The sequence below is a fragment of the Streptomyces griseus genome, from assembly GCF_001715295.1.
GTDB lineage: Bacteria > Actinomycetota > Actinomycetes > Streptomycetales > Streptomycetaceae > Streptomyces > Streptomyces griseus_G.
Genome location: NZ_MDKB01000002.1, coordinates 974,591 through 992,555, shown reverse-complemented (window position 1 = coordinate 992,555; position 17,965 = coordinate 974,591). Strand labels below are relative to the sequence as shown.

The following is a 17,965-nucleotide window of genomic DNA, read 5'->3' as shown; positions in this document are numbered from 1 at the left end:
CCCCCTCCTCCTGCCTCTTCCTGATCCTTTCTGTCTTTTTCGTACCGAGGAGAGCCATGTCCCAGGACAGCCCTGCCCACATACCGGCCGGATCCGCCGTCCGGGCGGCCGACGACGACGCGTACGACTTCGACGTCCTCGTCGTCGGTTCGGGCTTCGGCGGCGCGGTCTCGGCCCTGCGGCTGAGCGAGAAGGGGTACCGGGTCGGTGTCCTGGAGGCGGGCCGCCGCTTCACACGCGAGACGCTCCCCAAGAGCTCCTGGGACCTCAGGAACTACCTGTGGGCCCCGGCGCTGGGCCTCTTCGGCATCCAGCGTGTGCACCTGCTCGGCAAGGTGATGGTGCTGGCGGGGGCCGGTGTCGGCGGCGGCTCCCTCAACTACGCCAACACCCTGTACGTGCCGCCCGCCCCGTTCTTCGAGGACCGCCAGTGGGCGGGCATCACCGACTGGCAGGACGAACTGGCGCCGTACTACGACCAGGCGAAGCGGATGCTCGGGGTCAGGCTCAACCCGACCATGACCCCGGCCGACGTCCACCTCAAGGCGGCCGCCGAGACCATGGGCGTCGGCGACACCTTCCACCTCGCCCCGGTGGGCGTCTTCTTCGGCGACGGACAGGACGCCGACGGCACGGCGAGGGCGAAGCCCGGCAGGGAGGTCGCCGATCCCTACTTCGGCGGTGCGGGCCCCTCCCGCAAGGCCTGCGCCGAGTGCGGCGAGTGCATGACCGGCTGCCGCCACGGCGCGAAGAACACCCTCAACGAGAACTACCTGTACCTGGCCGAGAAGGCCGGGGCCGTGATCCGCCCGATGACGTCCGTCGTCGCCGTCACCGACGACCCGGACGGCGGCTACCGCGTCTCCACCGTCCCCACCCACCGGCGCAGGAAGGCGCGGCCGGACGTCCTGCGGGCCCGGCGGGTGATCGTGGCGGCGGGCACGTACGGAACCCAGACCCTGCTGCACACCATGAAGGACGAGGGCCTGCTGCCGCGGCTCTCGCCGAGGCTCGGCGAGCTGACCCGGACGAACTCCGAGGGCCTGGTGGGCGCCCAGACCAGCGACCGCCGCTACCGCGCGAAGCACGGCACCGCGAAGGCCGACTTCACCCAGGGCGTCGCCATCACCTCGTCGATCCACCCGGACCCGAACACCCACATCGAGCCGGTCCGTTACGGCAAGGGCTCCAACGCCATGGGCGCGCTGACCATCCTCCAGGTCCCCTACGGCGCCCACCGGGTGCGCAGCTGGTTCGGCAACGTGGCGCGGCACCCGTGGCTGGCGATGCGCTCGCTGTCCAACCGGCGCTGGTCGGAGCGGACCATCATCGGGCTCGTCATGCAGTCGCTGGACAACTCGCTGGTCGCCTACCGCAAGCCCGGTGGCGTCGGAAAGGGCCTCCTCACCGCCCGGCAAGGCCACGGGGCGCCCAATCCGACGCAGATCGCCGAGGCGACGCAGGGAGCCACCCTTCTCGCCCAGGAGATCAACGGCTTCGCGGGGTCGAACATCGGGGAGCTGATGGGAACCCCGCTGACCGCGCACTTCCTCGGCGGCTGCGCGATCGGGGCGAGCGCCGACGAGGGGGTCATCGACCCCTACCACCGGGTCTACGGCCACCCGGGCATCTCCGTGGTCGACGGTTCGGCGGTCTCCGCCAACCTCGGCGTCAACCCGTCGCTGACGATCACCGCGCAGGCGGAGCGCGCGATGTCGTTCTGGCCCAACAAGGGCGACGCCGACCCGCGACCGGCGCAGGGAGAGGCGTACGAGCGGCTGGCCGCGGTCGCGCCCAAGGCTCCGGCGGTGCCCGAGGAGGCCTTCGGAGCGCTGAGACTGCCGTTCCTCGGGATGCCCGTGGTGCCGCCGAGGACGACCGCCTCCGAGTCCTGACCCCTCGGGTCCTTCCCGGTTCCGCCTGTCGGCGACCGGCAAGGGAAACGGCCGACGGCCCTCGGAAGACCGACCCCCTACAAGCGCCCGGGAGGCTGCACCCCCCTCCGAGTGCAGCCTCCCACGCTTGGTGATTCGCCCTGCATGACCTGTGGGCCCCGGCAACGGTTGCCCCCGGACGCACGGATTCCTCATGTGGTCCCTGTCACACAGGGAGGCCGGTGCCCGGGGAGCGGAGGCGACGGCTCCGGGAACAGCGCTCCGCACCGGGTGGTTCGGGCGAGGGGAGGGGCCCGGATCGACGGACGGGAGTGCGGGCCACGGGCCGGGGACGTACGCGCCGGTGCCCCGGGTACGTCGTCCGGTCGGGAGCGAGCGGGAGCACGGGCGTCCGGCTCCGCCTCGCCGGGCACGGATGGCGGCCGGCGCCCTCACCGGCGGGCCGCGCCGGAGTCTCCGGGGCCGCGCGAGGCGGCGGTCCCGAGCCGTCCACCCCGGGTGTCCGAAGGCGGCCGGCCCCGGGCGTCCCCGGGACCGGCCGCGTGTGGGTGACCGTACGGCTGTCCCCTGCCGGCCGGTCACACGCGCCGGGACGCGGTCCCACGACGTACCTGCGGTACGTCACACGTCCCGGCGGAGCCACGCGTGGATTCCTACCGGTACCGCCCCTGGCTGGCACGGCATCCGGACCAACGAGGCCGCCGGGGAGCCGGTCACGCGCCGTACGGGTGAGACCCGGCCCGAACGCGGGTGCGGCCGTACAGCCTTCCGTCCGGCGCCGTCCGTCCCGTCACACCGTGCCCCGGCAGAGTTCCAGCAGCGTCATGGCGAGCGCCGTACCCGGCTTGCCCAGGGCGTCGCTGTAGTGGGAGAGCACGTCCATCTCGCGTGCCAGGTTCACCCGGCGGCCGCCGGAGGTGATCCTGGCCTCCTGGACGACCGCCGAGACGGCCATCCGTTCCTGGACGAGTCCGATGATCCGGTCGTCCAGCGCGTCGATGCGCGCGCGAGCTCCCCCGATGAGGGAGGCGGCCTCCTCGGTGTGCGCGCCGGTCCGCTCGGTGGCCGTCTTCGTGGGTGCGGTGCTGGTCATCTCTGACTCCTGGTCGGGTCGGTCCCCCCGGAGCGACAGGCCCGGAACGCCAGACGCCCCGGGCCTGTCGGCCCGGGGCGTCTGGAACGTTGCTCGTCAGTTGCTCACGCAGCACGGCCATGACACCCGGCGGGCCGGATGCCATAGGTAAAGACGAAGGTCGTGTGCTGACGCATGGCAGACAGTATGGCCCCGCCCGGGGGCCCACGGCCACGGCGGGCCCGGATGGTGAGACGTGAGCCCGGAGGGGGACACCTCCACGGCCGGTAGAATTGCAGGACCGACCCCTCTTCTCCACCGCCGGAAGGCCGCCCCCGTGCCAGCAGCACCCCCCGCCGCCGCCGACCCCACCACCGACGTGGTCCTCGTCGTCGACTTCGGCGCCCAGTACGCCCAGCTCATCGCCCGCCGCGTCCGTGAGGCCCGGGTCTACAGCGAGATCGTCCCGTCCACGATGCCGGTCGCCGAGATGCTGGCCAGGAACCCCCGGGCGATCATCCTGTCCGGCGGCCCGTCCTCGGTGTACGCGCCGGACGCCCCCAGTCTGGACCGCGCGCTGTTCGAGGCCGGTGTCCCGGTCTTCGGCATGTGCTACGGCTTCCAGCTGATGGCCACCACCCTCGGCGGCACGGTCGACGACAACGGCGCACGCGAGTACGGCCGCACCCCCCTCTCCGTCTCCAAGGCCGGCTCGACCCTCTTCGAGGGCACGCCCACCGAGCAGTCGGTGTGGATGTCGCACGGCGACGCCTGCTCCGCCGCTCCCGAGGGCTTCACCGTCACCGCGTCCACGGACGTCGTACCGGTCGCCGCCTTCGAGAACGACGAGAAGAAGCTGTACGGCGTGCAGTACCACCCGGAGGTCATGCACACGACCCACGGGCAGCAGGTCCTGGAACACTTCCTCTACCGGGGCGCGGGCATCGAGCCGACCTGGACGACCACCAACGTCGTCGAGGAGCAGATCGCCCTCATCCGTGAGCAGGTCGGCTCCAAGCGCGCCATCTGCGGTCTCTCCGGCGGCGTGGACTCCGCGGTCGCCGCAGCCCTCGTGCAGAAGGCCATCGGCTCCCAGCTCACCTGCGTGTACGTCGACCACGGCCTGATGCGCAAGGGCGAGAGCGAGCAGGTCGAGAAGGACTTCGTCGCCTCGACCGGCGTCAAGCTGAAGGTCGTCGACGCCGAGAAGCGCTTCCTGGACGCCCTGGCCGGGGTCAGCGACCCGGAGCAGAAGCGGAAGATCATCGGCCGGGAGTTCATCCGGGTCTTCGAGCAGGCCCAGGCCGAGATCGTGGCCGAGGCCGCGGAGGGCGAGGACGTCGCCTTCCTCGTCCAGGGCACCCTCTACCCGGACGTGGTCGAGTCCGGCGGTGGCACCGGCACGGCCAACATCAAGTCCCACCACAACGTGGGCGGGCTGCCCGAGGACATCGAGTTCGAGCTCGTCGAGCCGCTGCGCCAGCTGTTCAAGGACGAGGTCCGGATGGTCGGCCAGGAGCTCGGTCTGCCCGAGGAGATCGTCCAGCGCCAGCCGTTCCCCGGCCCCGGCCTCGGTATCCGTATCGTCGGCGAGGTCACCAAGGAGCGCCTGGACCTGCTCCGCGACGCCGACGCCATCGCCCGCGAGGAGCTGACCGCGGCCGGCCTCGACCGGGACATCTGGCAGTGCCCGGTGGTTCTGCTCGCGGACGTACGGAGCGTCGGTGTCCAGGGCGACGGCCGCACCTACGGCCACCCGATCGTGCTGCGGCCGGTCTCCTCCGAGGACGCCATGACGGCCGACTGGTCGCGCCTGCCCTACGAGACGCTGGCGAAGATCTCCACCCGCATCACCAACGAGGTCGCCGACGTCAACCGCGTGGTGCTCGACGTCACGAGCAAGCCGCCGGGGACGATCGAGTGGGAGTGATCCCCGCCTCCTGAGGTCAACGCCGGTGCCGTCGCTCATCCGTCTGGGCGGCGGCACCGGCGTATCCGCTGGGTACGCTGGCCGAGGAGACGAGACTCTGCCCCATGGGAGCCATCATGAGTGCCGCACCCCACGACGAGCTGACCGGGCCCTACCACTACCCGGTGCCGCCGCCCGAGGGCTGGGTGGCGGAGGACCTCGACCGGCTCCCGGATCTGCCGCGGCACACCGAGCTGATCGACGGGAGTCTCGTCTTCATGAGTCCGCAGCGGAAGTTCCACACGCGTGTGATGTGGCTTCTGGAGAGGGCCCTGCTCACGCACCTTCCGCACGGTCTGGACGTCGACCGGGAGATGAGCATCAGGCTGGACAGCAGGAACAGGCCGGAACCGGACCTGCTGGTCTACCGCGTGGAGGCGGACACGGGAGCCGACCAGACGTGGTACGCCCCGGAGGACGTCATCCTGGCCGTCGAAGTGGTTTCGCCGGACTCCGTCGACCGGGACCGCGATGTCAAGCCCCGCAAGTATGCTGCGGCTGGGATCGGCCACTTCTGGCGGGTCGAGGCGAACGAAGACGGCCTGCCCGTCGTGTACGTCTACGAACTCGACCCCGCGCTCAAGGCCTACACGCCGACAGGGATCCACCACAACAAGCTCAAGCTGAATGTGCCGTTCCCGCTCGAGGCGGACCTCACGGAGATCTACAACCGGGGCCGGTAGAAATGCGCTGCCCTTCTCGGAGCCGCCGTGCCAGGCTGAGGCCCATGTCCACCGAAGAAGGCCGCGCCCTCATGTCCGCCCCGGGGAACGAGCGCCTCACCTGGAACACCCCGCTCTCCGAGGAGCGGCCCAGCTGATCACCGCCTGCGATCCCGCCCCCGGAGCCCGGATCGCCGACGCGGCCGTGGACGCCCGGCGGACCGGGTACGACGGGGGCTCCCGGGGACGCTGGGTCTCGCCTGCCTCGTTCCGGGCACCTGATATTCGCACATACGGGCTCCGTGTGACCGCGGCCCGCCCCGATGCGGGCGATGCCCGCCCCGTACGGCACAATTCGCAGGAATCAGAGGCGAGTTGGCTGTACGAGTGCGGGAAAGGGCGGCGTTCCCCGTGGCGTTGGACGAGGCGAGGGCGCAAGGCGCGCACGGCGGTGGCTGTACGTGCGGCGACTGCCCGCACGGAGCACGCGAGGGACACCGGCGCGCGGTGGCGGCCTTCCTCACCAAGCGGGACGAGCTGGCCGCGGGAAAGGGCCTGCCCGCCGGGGTCGCCCGCTCCGCGTCCGCGTCCCGGCAGTGGGTCTCGGACGAGCTGACGGGGTCGGCCCGGGACGTCGCCGAACGCGGCAGGGAAGCCGGTGACGCCTGGCTCCACGTGGTCTGGTGGCGCACGCTCGCCGTCGTCTGGGGCGGAGTCGCGGTGCTGGTCATCGGTGAGACCGCCACCGCCGTCGGCGCCGGCTGGTCCACCGCCCGGACGGCGGGCCTGATCGCGGGGCTCGTCACCGCGGTGCTGCTGACGGGCGCCGCCCGCCTCCACCGGGCCCGCGGTGGTCTGCTCGCCCCTCTCATCGGCGAGGACAACCGGCTCTCCACCTCACGCACCGTCGCCGCCTCCTGGGTGCTGCTCGCCGTGTTCGCCGTGCTCGTCCTCGCGCTCCAACTGGCCGGTGCCTCCGGCCACGCCGACCGGGACGAACTGATCGAGGGCCTGGACCTGGTCCGCTCGGCCGGGGTGCTCACCGTGCTCGCCCTGGTGTGTGCCGTCGCCGTCCTCGTACGCCGTGTGGTGACCGTACGGGTCCTGGCGCAGCGTCTGCAGAAGCTGCGGGCCGACCGGCCGCGCGCCGCCGACCTGCTCACCGACGACTCCGGGCGCGGCAGCTTCACGGACGTGCAGTACGTCCTCGTCAGCGCCGTCGCCGTGCTGTTCGCCGCGGTCCGCCTCGCGCGCCGCCCCGAACAGCTGCCGGACCTGCCGTGGGGGCTCGCGCTCCTGGTGGCGGTCTCCGCGGCGACGTACTTCTCCGGGAAGTACGCGGAGGGCGGGCGCCCGGTGATCCTCTCGGTCGTGCGGGCCAGGGAGGCGGGGGACCTGGACGCCCCGATCCGTACCGGGGACGACATCGAGATCCGTGGCGCCGGCTTCGTACCGGCCGGTGCGGGCAGCCCCGACCGGCTGGCACGGGTGGTCGTCAGGATCGGCCGGGTGCACGTCCACGTGCCGCTGATCCCCGTCGCCGGAGGCTTCGCCAACCCGGCCGACACCGTGCTCACCGTGCCCGTACCGGTCGAGGTCGAGCCCGGCGTCGTGGACGTGCAGGTCGTCACCGCGGCGGGCGTGGAGACCAACGCCTGCCCGATCGAGGTCACGGACTGAGGTGCCGGACCGCACACCCTGGTGAGTCGCGCCCGACCGGCGTACGTATGGTCTGTCCGAAGGGCCGACGGAAGGCGGGGCAGTGATGCACGGGTACGGCAACTCCTACGGTCCGGTGGAGCCCGGAGGCCTCCGGGACCGGGCGCGACGGTACGCACTGGTGCCCCTGCGGATCTTCCTCGGCGTCACCTTCGTCTACGCCGGGATCGACAAGCTGACCGACAGCGCCTTCCTGTCGGCGACCGGGCCGGGGTCCCTCGGCGACCTGATGCGCGTGGTGCGCGACACGTCCGCGGTACCGGCCCTCGTCGACCTCGCGCTGAAGAGCCCCGAGGGCTTCGGGTACGCCCTCGCGTGCGGGGAGATCGTCGTCGGCCTCGGCACGCTCGTCGGCCTGTGGGCGCGGCTCGCCGCACTCGGCGGCGCACTGATATCGCTGAGCCTGTGGCTGACCGTGAGCTGGCGGACCGAGCCCTACTACTACGGCAACGACCTGGTCTACCTCATGGCCTGGCTGCCGCTGCTGCTCGCGGGCGCCGCGGAGTTCTCCGCCGACGCCTTCCTCGCGTCGCGGCGGCGGCGCAGCCGGTAACTCCCCCACGTCGCCGTGGCCGCGAGGCACAGGCCCCCGAAGAACACCGGGGCGAAGAACGCCCACGAGGCGTTCCAGGCCCCGGCGGCGTCCGCCGCGTAACCGCCGGCCAGCGCCAGCATGACGACGCCCGCCACCGCGCGGCCGGGCCTGAACTCATGACGCGGCACGGGTGACCTCCACTAGTCCGACGCCTACTTCCATGTGCAGGACGACCGTGCCGGCCGGCGCGCTGCCCTCCACGGGCCCGAGGGTGCGCCGCGTGTGCCGGTCGGCCGCGACGTTCACGTTCGTGCGCACGTCCGACGGCAGCCGGATCTCCCCGACACCCGCCTTCGCGTCCAGCTCCACCGTCATCCCCCGCGGTACGACGACGAACGCGCGCCCGGCCGCTACCTCGACCCGCGTGTGCAGCGTGCCGCCGCGCGCGACCTCCACCCGGGACAGGTCGAGCTTCGCCGTGCCGGTGCTCACCTCGTACGAGGGCCGGACCGCCGCGGCCGAAGCCGGGTTCCACTCCTCGCGGACCCAGTCGGTGCCGATGTCCCCGGGCACGGCCGAGGCGCCCGCGAGGAGTCCCGCGGTGACCATCGCCAGCACGACCGTGCCGAACCCGGTGCGGCCGAGGACCGAGGCCGTCAGCAGACCCAGGCCGAACACCCCGAGCGCGGCGGCGAGTCCGATCTGCAGGCTCGTCCCCAGCGGGTGGGAGTCCCAGCTCAGTCCCGTGCCCAGCCCGCCCGCGACCAGGGCGAGCACGAGGACGAGCCCTCCGATCGAGCGTGGGCCCCGGGTCCCCGGCGGCCGGTAGGGAGCCCGGTAGGGGGCGTCCGCGGTCGCCCTGCGGGGCCGCGCCGCCGGGTCGGAGACCGCGTCGGCGGGCCCCCAGAGGTAGCCGGACCCCGCCGGACCCGTCGTACCGTCCTTGACGATCGGGTCCCGCCACCACGACGGGCCGCCCGGTGTGGGGGGCGCCTTCACCTCGGGAGGCGCCCCGTGTCCGGCGGGGTGGGCCGCGCCGCCCTTCGGCGTCTGCGCGGCCGCGCCCGGCGGCTCCTCGGGTGCCGCCGCGCGGTGCTGGGTCCAGACGGAGAAGCCGATGACGGCCAGCGACAGCATCGCGGCGAACGCCAGCATGCTGCCGTTGTGCAGCATCGACAGCAGCAGCCCGCAGCCCACCAGCGCGAGCAGCAGAGCGATCAGCGAGGCTCCCTCGACCCGGCCCGACAGCAGCCTGCGCGCCTCGTTCTCCTCCTCGCCGTCCAGGGGAAGGAGGAGCCAGGCGAAGCCGTAGAAGATCAGACCGATCCCGCCGGTCACCGAGAGGACGCCGAGCACGATGCGGAAGATCACCGGGTCCACGTCGCAGTACCGGCCGAGCCCGCCGCAGACCCCGGCCACCACTTTGTGCCGCGGGCTGCGGCGCAGCCGCGGTTTCGGTTCCTGGGGCGGCGTGACGCCGGGGGAGGCGTCCTGGGGAACGGTCATGGCTCCATGGTGACGGCCCGTACGCCCTCCCGGGACCCGCGACGACCCTGGGCCATCCCTGATATTGCTCCCCGGCGCCCCCTGAGGGCCCCACCGGGGCGCCCCGCCCCGATGCCGGCGGCCGGGGACGGCTGCGGGCATCAGGGACGAGTCCGGGGCGACCCTGATGCCACCGCCGTACGGAACGTGTGACCATCGGTCCATGCCGACAGCCACGACCCGAGCCCCGAGCTCCCACGCCCCGGACCCGGAGGAGCCGCCGCTGCGCAAGCTGTACCGCAGCGCGGACGGGCGGCTGCTCGGCGGTGTGGCGCGCGGGCTCGCCGGGCACCTCGGACTCCCCGTCGCCTGGGTGCGGTTCGTCTTCCTCGGGCTGTTCTTCGCGGACGGTCTCGGCGCCCTCCTCTACGCCGTCTTCTGGATCGTCGTCCCCCTCGGGGTGGGTGGTGTGGAGACGACGCGTTCCGTCTTCGAGACGGCCCCCGACGGCCGCCGCAGACTCCGCAAGCCCGACAAGGGCCAGGTCTTCGCTCTGGTCGCGCTGCTCGTGGGCGCCATGGTCTTCGTCGGCAACGTCGACATGGGAAGCGAGGCCGACCGCTACATCTGGCCGATGCTGCTGATCGGCGCGGGCTCGGTCCTGGTCTGGCGCCAGGCCGACAACGCGCGACGGGCCCGCTGGATCGAGGTCGGCCGCCGCCGCCGTGTGCTGCACCTGGCCCGCGGGCTGGCCGGGGTCGCCCTCGTCGGCCTCGGCCTCGCGGTCTTCCTCGTGGTCCGCGGCTCGGCCGCCCAGCTCGGCAACGTACTGACCGCCGCCATCGCCGTACTCACCGGCATCGCGCTCCTGGCGGGCCCCTATCTCGTACGGATGACCCAGGACCTCTCCGAGGAACGCCTGATGCGCATCCGGGCGCAGGAGCGCGCCGAAGTGGCAGCGCACGTCCACGACTCCGTGCTGCACACCCTCACCCTGATCCAGCGCAGTGCGGACGACGGCGGGGAGGTCCGCAGGCTGGCCCGCGCCCAGGAACGCGAGCTGCGGAACTGGCTGTACAACCCGGAGGGCACCGGCAAGGACGAGGACGACGAGCCCGCGACCCTCGCGGAGGCCGTCAAGCGGGCCGCCGCCGAGGTCGAGGACAAGCACGGGGTACCGCTGGAGGTCGTGGTCGTCGGCGACTGCCCGCTCGACGAGAAGCTGGCGGCACAGATGCAGGCCGCGCGCGAGGCCATGGTCAACGCCGCCAAGTACGGTGGCGAGGGCGGGGCCGTCCAGGTCTTCGCCGAGGTCGAGGGACGCACCGTCTTCGTCTCGGTACGGGACCGGGGTCCGGGCTTCGACCTGGACGCCGTCCCGGGCGACAGGATGGGCGTACGAGAATCGATCATCGGCCGGATGCAGCGCAACGGCGGTACGGCGCGGCTGCGTCCGGTGCCCGGTGGGGGCACGGAGGTCGAGCTGGAGATGGAGAGGGCGAGCGAATGACCGAGAACACCGAAGCCACCGGGGGCCCGGAGCGCCGGGTACGGGTCGTGCTCGTCGACGACCACCGGATGTTCCGCACCGGGGTCCAGGCCGAGATCGGCCGTACCGAGGAGACCGGCGTCGAGGTCGTCGGCGAGGCGGCCGACGTCGACCAGGCGGTCACCGTGATCACGGCGACCCGTCCCGAGGTCGTCCTCCTCGACGTCCACCTCCCCGGTGGTGGCGGCGTCGAGGTCCTGCGGCGCTGCGCCCCCATGATGGGTGCGGTGGAGAACCCGGTCCGCTTCCTGGCGCTGTCCGTGTCGGACGCCGCCGAGGACGTCATCGGCGTCATCCGGGGCGGGGCCCGCGGTTATGTCACCAAGACCATCACCGGCACCGACCTGGTCGACTCGGTCTTCCGGGTCCAGGACGGCGACGCGGTGTTCTCGCCGCGGCTGGCCGGCTTCGTCCTCGACGCCTTCGCCTCGACGGACGCGCCCCCGGTCGACGAGGACCTGGACCGGCTGACCCAGCGCGAGCGGGAGGTGCTGCGGCTGATCGCCCGGGGGTACGCGTACAAGGAGATCGCCAAGCAGCTGTTCATCTCGGTGAAGACGGTCGAGTCGCACGTCTCGGCGGTGCTGCGCAAGCTCCAGCTGTCCAACCGGCACGAGCTGACCCGGTGGGCGACGGCCCGGCGGCTGGTCTGAGCCCGACGCCCGCCCGTGCGCGGGCCACGCGGTGGCCGGGGGAGCGCAGGGCGAGCGTACGGGCGGCCGGGCAGCGGTCTCCGCGGTCCCGGCGGGCCTTCCCCGGGCCTTCCTCCCGCCGGTCCCGGGCCGGCGCGGAGTTCACGCCACCCGGGTCGCCCCCGCGAAAGGCATGTCGCTGACGGAGGCGATGCGGACCGGGGCGCCCGGGCGCGGGGCGTGGATCATCTGCCCGCCGCCCACGTAGAGCCCGACGTGGCTGATCCCGGAGTAGAAGAACACCAGGTCGCCCGGGGCCAGTTCGGAACGGGAGACCCGTCGGCCCGCGTTGATCTGGGAGTACGTCGTGCGGGGCAGGGAGACACCGGCGGTCCGCCACGCGGCCTGGGTGAGCCCTGAGCAGTCGAAGGAGGAGGGGCCGCTGGCGCCCCACACGTACGGTTTGCCGAGCGCCCCGTACGCGAAGGCGACGGCCTGCGCCGCGCGGGCGTTGGGGGCGGCGACGGAGCCGCGGGGGGTGCCGCGGCCGGCGCGGACGGCGCCGCCGTGGGCGGCGTCCGCGGAGCGCTCGTAGTCGGCCCGCTCCGCGGCGTTCAGCGTGGCCAGCAGCTTCTGGGCGTCGGCCAGCTTGGTGCGGACCGTGTCCTTGCGCTCGCGCAGTTCGGCCCGGCGGGCCTTGAGGACGGCGAGCTCCTCCTCGGCGCGGGCGCGCAGTTGAGCGAGCTCGCCGACCTGGCGGCGCACTCCGTTGAGCGCGCCGGCCTGCCGGTCGCCGGCCCGGTCCAGGTACGCGGCCCGTTCGAGGTACTGGTCGGGGTCGGAGGAGAGCACCAGCCGGACGGCGGGGTCGATGCCGCCGCTGCGGTACTGGGCGGCGGCGAACGAGCCGAGGGCGTCACGCGAGGCGTTGAGGCGCTCGGTCCTGCGGGCGGCCTCGTCGCGCAGGGCGTCGAGGGCCTTCGCCGAGGCCGCGGCTTTCTCCTTCGCGCCGTTGTACTGCTCGGTGGCGACCTCGGCGTCGTGGTACAGCCGGTCGACCTTGGCCTTGACCTGGGCGGGGGTGAGCTGGGGCTCGGCCTGGGCGCCGCCTTCGAATGCGGTCGCGGTCGCCGCTCCGGCCAAGGCCAGGGTGGCTGCGGTGCGGGCAGCAGGACCGGTGAACAGGCGCTGCTTGGGCTTGCGGTGAGCGGCTTTGCGGGGGGCGGCCACGGGGGCGTGGATCCTTCCGTTCGACTGCCCGTCGGTGGGTGCCGACGGGCCCGCCCGGATCCGGCGGCGGGCCCCGACGGGGGAGTGGCCGACCGCCGTGTGTTCCTGGCGGGGCGACCGGGTGCCGCCCCGGTACGGGGCGGCGGTGGAGATCCGGTCACCTGGGAGGGACGCTAGACCTGGCGCACCGCGAAGAGGTGTAATGACGCCTATTGCCCGCATGTGACGTTTCGTTGACCGTACGTGACCGAAAAGTCGTTCCGTGTCCGGCGTTTCGGGCACGACCGCGCGCAAGCGCGGCTCTCGTAGGGAAGTCGTACCTGGCCGAAGAGTGCTGATATGACCACGGCTAGGCTGCGGCCATGGACGTACTCATCAATGTCTTCGTGGCCCTGCACGTCATCGGCATCGCCTCCCTGCTGGGCGGCTTCCTGACCCAGATGAAGGCCATGGGGGCGGGCACGGCCCGCTTCGTGCCCGCCATGCTGCACGGGGCGCTCACCATGCTGGTCACCGGCGTCGCCCTGGTCGGGCTCAACCAGGCGGACGACCAGAACGTCAACAACATCAAGATCGGCGTCAAGCTGCTGATCCTGATCGTGATCCTCGCCCTCGTCTACGTGAAGCGGGACGAGGAGAAGGTGGACAAGGGCGCGTTCGCGGCCGTGGGCGGGCTGACGGTCGCCAACATCTTCATCGCCACGCTCTGGACCTGAGCGGCCGGGCCGGTCTCCCCGAGCCCCCGGGCTGCACGGGCCGGGCAGGGGCACTCCCGCCGGCCGGGCGGGAACGCTCCCGCCCGGCCGGCGGTCGTACGGAGCGGGGCGGGCACTCTCGGCCCTACGCCGGGCGCACGCTGCCGTAGATCGGCATGTAGTAGATCGACTCCTCGCGGACGTTCGCACCCGGTTTCGGCGCGTGGATCATCATGCCGTCGCCCTTGTAGATCCCGACGTGGCTGATGTCGTCGTAGAAGAAGACCAGGTCGCCCGGGAGCAGATCGGCGGTGGCCACCCGGGTGCCGACCTTGACCTGGTCCCAGGTGGTGCGGGGCAGATCGACACCGGCCGCCCTCCACGCGGCCTGCGTCAGCCCGGAGCAGTCGTACGAGGACGGGCCCGTCGCCCCCCAGACGTACGGCTTGCCGATCTGGGCCCGCGCGAAGGCCAGCACCTGGTCGGCCTTGGACGCGTACCCGCTGTCCGTGCCGGTGCCGGTGCCTGCGCCGCCCGTCGCCGTCCCGGAGCCGGTCCCGCCCTGGGTGGTCTCCTCCTCGGCGGCGCTGTCGGCCTTCGTGGCGGCGGCCTGCCGGCGTGCCAGTTCCTCCGCCTTGCGGGTGGCCTCGGCCTCCTTCCGGCGCTCCAGCTCCGCCAGCCGGGCCTTCTCCTCGGCGGTCAGTTTCGACAGCAGCGAGCGCGCTTCGGCCAGCCTCTGCTGCACCTGCTGCTTGCTGGTGCGCAGGGTGGCCTGCGACTCGGTGAGCGTCTCCAGGCTCTTCGTGGCCTCGACCCGCTTGGCCGCCGCCTCCTTCTGCTGCGTGCGGAAGTCGGCGACCGTCTTCTGCTGGCGGCTGGTCATCCGCCCCATCAGCTGGTCCTGGTCGAAGTACGACTGCGGATCGTCCGCCAGGAAGAACGTCGCCGTCGGCGAGATCCCGCCGCTGCGGTACTGCGCGGCCGCGTAGCGGCCCAGTTCGCGCCGCGTCTCGTTGAGCTTCTCGGCCCGCTCGGCCGCGGCGTCCAGCAGGGCGTCGACCTTGGAGCGCTGCGCGGCGGACGCGCTCTTCGCCTCGTTGTACCGCTGGGTGGCGGTGCCCGCCTGCCGGTAGAGGTCGTCGACCCTCTTCTGTACTTCCTCGACGGTCGGCTTGGGCTCCGCCGGGGCGGCTGTCGCGCTCTGCGTGGAGAGCAGGGTGACGGAGGCCAGCGCGGCCGTCGTGAGCCCGAGGGCAGGGGTGGTCGTGCGCACACGGGTGCGCGGCTTGCGATGCGATGCCAAGGCCGGCATCTCCTTCCGTGGACCGCCTACCGGGTTAGCGATGGGGGTCCCCCCAGGCCGTTCAGGGCACTGGGGGAGGGTTCGGGCGGAACGGAAGGCTGCCCTACGGTCCGGTGGAGAAGGACCGATTCACCCCGGTGCTGCGTGTGGGTCCCCGGTTCCGGACCCCCCGTGAGGGCGGAACGGATTCGGCGGGGGCGCCCGCGCGGCGTGGTTCGCCTCTCGGGGGTACGGGCCGCCCGTCGGAGCACGCTAGCCAACCGGTGGTGCCCCTGGGAAGGTTGATGTTCGATATGCCCGATACGTTTTCGTGACCTTTCCGGATCGGCGGACCGGTGGGCGAGATCCGGCCACAGATCCGTACGCACCGTGGGCGAGCGGCCCCGGTGTGTGCGCGTGGTGCGCCTCCGGACCCCCGCGGGCGCCCCGTCCCCGGAGTCCCTGTGTGCCTCCCCGCTCTCCCCCTTGCGCGCCTCCCGCCTCTCGGGATACGCGCTCTCCCGCGAGGACCGGGCCCGGGTGCCCGGGGGTCCGGATCAGGCCATCGGGCCCCGCTGGGTGGATCGGCGCCCGGCACGTGGGTGGTGGGTCTTACGGGGGAGGTACCTCGGCATTACCGGACGTAGGGGGAGGTTCCTGCGGGCGGCGAGGTTCCGTGGCTGTCGTCCCGCGCCCGCCGGGAACCGCAGGACAGCCCTTAGACTCGTGAGGCGATGAGCAGCCTCTTTGACGACAGTTTCCTGACCGGCCTCCAGCAAGCGGAGGAAGGCCCCCCGCCGCCTCCCGAGGACCACGCGCCCGAGCCGGTGCCGGAGGGCCTCTTCGGGGACGTCTTCGACACCCCCCCGCCGCCGCGCGACGCCTATTACCGCGACGGTGCCGCCCGCCCCGTCATCGACTCCGCCGCACTGCTCGACGGGCTGAACACCGAGCAGCGCGCCGCCGTCGTCCACGCCGGTTCCCCGCTGCTCATCGTCGCCGGGGCCGGTTCCGGGAAGACCCGGGTGCTGACCCACCGGATCGCCCACCTGCTGGCCGAGCGGGGCGTGCACCCGGGGCAGATCCTCGCGATCACCTTCACCAACAAGGCCGCCGGCGAGATGAAGGAGCGGGTCGAGCAGCTGGTCGGTCCGCGCGCCCACGCGATGTGGGTCATGACCTTCCACAGCGCCTGCGTGCGGATCCTGCGCCGCGAGTCGAAGCTCCTCGGCTTCACCTCGTCGTTCTCGATCTACGACGCCGCCGACTCCAAGCGTCTGATGGCCCTGGTCTGCCGCGATCTCGACCTCGACCCGAAGCGCTATCCGCCGAAGTCCTTCACGGCGAAGGTCTCGAACCTCAAGAACGAGCTGATCGACGAGGAGACCTTCGCCGGCCAGGCCTCCGACGGCTTCGAGAAGACCCTGGCACAGGCCTACACGCTGTACCAGGCACGGCTGCGCGAGGCCAACGCCCTGGACTTCGACGACATCATCATGACGACGGTGCACCTGCTCCAGGCGTTCCCCGACGTCGCCGAGCACTACCGGCGACGCTTCCGGCACGTCCTGGTCGACGAGTACCAGGACACCAACCATGCCCAGTACACCCTCGTACGCGAGCTGGTCGGCCCGTCGGGCGAGGCCGCCGACGCTCCGGGCGAGCTCTGCGTCGTCGGTGACGCGGACCAGTCGATCTACGCCTTCCGCGGAGCGACCATCCGCAACATCCTCCAGTTCGAGGAGGATTACCCGGACGCGACGACGATCATGCTGGAGCAGAACTACCGCTCCACCCAGACGATCCTGTCCGCGGCCAACGCCGTCATCGAGCGCAACGAGAGCCGCCGGCCCAAGAACCTCTGGACGAACGCGGGCGCCGGCACCCGGATCACCGGCTACGTCGCCGACACCGAGCACGACGAGGCCCAGTTCGTCGCCGACGAGATCGACCGGCTCACGGACGCCGGGGAGGCGAAGGCGGGAGACGTCGCCGTCTTCTACCGGACGAACGCCCAGTCCCGTGTCTTCGAGGAGATCTTCATCCGCGTCGGGCTGCCCTACAAGGTCGTCGGCGGTGTGCGCTTCTACGAGCGCAAGGAGGTCCGGGACGTCCTGGCGTACCTCCGGGTCCTCGCCAACCCCGAGGACACCGTCCCGCTGCGCCGCATCCTGAACGTGCCCAAGCGAGGCATCGGCGACCGCGCCGAGGCGATGATCGACGCCCTGTCGATGCGCGAGAAGATCTCGTTCCCGCAGGCCCTGCGCCGCGTCGACGAGGCGTACGGCATGGCAGCCCGTTCGGCCAACGCCGTGAAGCGCTTCAACACACTGATGGAGGAGCTCCGCACGATCGTGGAGTCGGGGGCCGGGCCGGCGGTCGTACTGGAGGCGGTCATGGAGCGGACCGGCTACCTCGCCGAGCTGCAGTCCTCCACCGACCCGCAGGACGAGACCCGCATCGAGAACCTCCAGGAGCTCGCCGCCGTCGCCCTCGAGTTCGAGCAGGAGCGCGCGGAGGAGGAGGGTGCGGGCACCCTCGCCGAGTTCCTGGAGAAGGTCGCGCTCGTCGCCGACTCCGACCAGATCCCCGACGAGGACGAGGACGGCTCCGGTGTCATCACGCTGATGACCCTGCACACGGCCAAGGGCCTCGAGTTCCCGGTGGTGTTCCTGACCGGCATGGAGGACGGCGTCTTCCCGCACATGCGCGCCCTCGGCCAGGTGAAGGAGCTGGAGGAGGAGCGCCGGCTCGCCTATGTGGGCATCACGCGCGCCCGCGAGCGGCTCTACCTGACGCGTGCGGCGATGCGCAGCGCGTGGGGGCAGCCCTCGTACAACCCGCCCTCACGGTTCCTGGAGGAGATCCCGGACGCGCATCTGGAGTGGAAGCGCAAGGGACCCATGTCGGCCCCGGCGGGCCCCACGTCCGGCATCACGTCGTCGCTGTCCTCGGCCCGCGCCAAGTCCGGGCCCTCCGGCTTCGCGACCCGGCGCGCCTCCGACAAGCCGGTGGTCACGCTGACGGTGGGCGACCGGGTCACGCACGACCAGTTCGGGCTGGGGACGGTCACCGCGGTCGAGGGCTTCGGCGACCAGGCCAAGGCGACCGTCGACTTCGGGGACGAGCGCCCGAAGAAGCTCCTGCTGCGGTACGCGCCGGTGGAGAAGCTGTAGGCCCTCCCCGGGGGCGGCCTTCCCGGCCTGTCCCCGGGTCTCTCCCCCGAGGGGGCGTCGAGGG

At 72.3% G+C, this 17,965-nt stretch carries 13 protein-coding genes; 9 read left to right on the top strand and 4 right to left on the bottom strand.

Translation table 11 applies throughout. The annotated features are described in order from the left end of the window. Window positions 1–56: 56 nt before the first annotated feature. On the top strand, window positions 57–1,895 hold the full coding sequence (locus BA175_RS10900) for a GMC family oxidoreductase (RefSeq protein ID WP_069171110.1): 1,839 nt from the start codon (window positions 57–59) through the stop codon (window positions 1,893–1,895). Between the two features lie 790 nt (window positions 1,896–2,685). On the opposite strand, the gene BA175_RS10895 is transcribed toward BA175_RS10900, so the two are convergent. Continuing rightward, on the bottom strand, window positions 2,686–2,988 hold the full coding sequence (locus BA175_RS10895) for a chorismate mutase (protein ID WP_069171109.1): 303 nt from the start codon (window positions 2,986–2,988) through the stop codon (window positions 2,686–2,688). Window positions 2,989–3,304: 316 nt separating this feature from the next. Between BA175_RS10895 and guaA the strand changes: the two genes are divergently transcribed. The 4 genes from guaA (at window position 3,305) to BA175_RS10875 (ending at window position 7,870) form a co-directional block, all read left to right on the top strand. After that, window positions 3,305–4,897: a glutamine-hydrolyzing GMP synthase gene (gene guaA / locus BA175_RS10890; RefSeq protein ID WP_069171108.1), complete on the top strand. Its 1,593-nt coding sequence runs from the start codon at window positions 3,305–3,307 to the stop codon at window positions 4,895–4,897. A 116-nt stretch (window positions 4,898–5,013) separates the two neighbouring features. Next, window positions 5,014–5,619, top strand: coding sequence for a Uma2 family endonuclease (locus BA175_RS10885; RefSeq protein ID WP_069172049.1), 606 nt, complete (start codon window positions 5,014–5,016; stop codon window positions 5,617–5,619). 390 nt (window positions 5,620–6,009) lie between these two features. After that, window positions 6,010–7,278 (top strand): hypothetical protein, encoded by a 1,269-nt coding sequence (locus BA175_RS10880; protein ID WP_079159498.1) that lies wholly within the window; start codon window positions 6,010–6,012, stop codon window positions 7,276–7,278. Window positions 7,279–7,363: 85 nt separating this feature from the next. Continuing rightward, complete coding sequence (locus BA175_RS10875; protein WP_069171106.1) at window positions 7,364–7,870, top strand: DoxX family protein; 507 nt, start codon at window positions 7,364–7,366, stop codon at window positions 7,868–7,870. 156 nt (window positions 7,871–8,026) lie between these two features. Here BA175_RS10875 and BA175_RS10870 read toward each other — a convergent pair whose 3' ends face one another. After that, complete coding sequence (locus tag BA175_RS10870; protein WP_069171105.1) at window positions 8,027–9,358, bottom strand: PspC domain-containing protein; 1,332 nt, start codon at window positions 9,356–9,358, stop codon at window positions 8,027–8,029. Window positions 9,359–9,560: 202 nt separating this feature from the next. Between BA175_RS10870 and BA175_RS10865 the strand changes: the two genes are divergently transcribed. Both BA175_RS10865 and BA175_RS10860 read left to right on the top strand, forming a co-directional pair. After that, window positions 9,561–10,847 (top strand): ATP-binding protein, encoded by a 1,287-nt coding sequence (locus tag BA175_RS10865; protein ID WP_069171104.1) that lies wholly within the window; start codon window positions 9,561–9,563, stop codon window positions 10,845–10,847. After that, window positions 10,844–11,539 (top strand): LuxR C-terminal-related transcriptional regulator, encoded by a 696-nt coding sequence (locus tag BA175_RS10860; RefSeq protein WP_069171103.1) that lies wholly within the window; start codon window positions 10,844–10,846, stop codon window positions 11,537–11,539. The genes BA175_RS10865 and BA175_RS10860 overlap by 4 nt, the downstream gene beginning before the upstream one ends. Window positions 11,540–11,680: 141 nt before the next feature. Here BA175_RS10860 and BA175_RS10855 read toward each other — a convergent pair whose 3' ends face one another. Further along, a complete protein-coding gene (locus tag BA175_RS10855; RefSeq protein ID WP_069171102.1) occupies window positions 11,681–12,748 on the bottom strand; it encodes a C40 family peptidase in 1,068 nt (355 codons plus the stop codon). 362 nt (window positions 12,749–13,110) lie between these two features. Between BA175_RS10855 and BA175_RS10850 the strand changes: the two genes are divergently transcribed. Next, on the top strand, window positions 13,111–13,464 hold the full coding sequence (locus BA175_RS10850; RefSeq protein WP_069171101.1) for a hypothetical protein: 354 nt from the start codon (window positions 13,111–13,113) through the stop codon (window positions 13,462–13,464). A gap of 124 nt (window positions 13,465–13,588) precedes the next feature. On the opposite strand, the gene BA175_RS10845 is transcribed toward BA175_RS10850, so the two are convergent. After that, a complete protein-coding gene (locus tag BA175_RS10845) occupies window positions 13,589–14,755 on the bottom strand; it encodes a C40 family peptidase (protein ID WP_069171100.1) in 1,167 nt (388 codons plus the stop codon). 704 nt (window positions 14,756–15,459) lie between these two features. Between BA175_RS10845 and pcrA the strand changes: the two genes are divergently transcribed. Then, complete coding sequence (gene pcrA, locus BA175_RS10840) at window positions 15,460–17,901, top strand: DNA helicase PcrA (protein WP_069171099.1); 2,442 nt, start codon at window positions 15,460–15,462, stop codon at window positions 17,899–17,901. Window positions 17,902–17,965 lie beyond the last annotated feature (64 nt).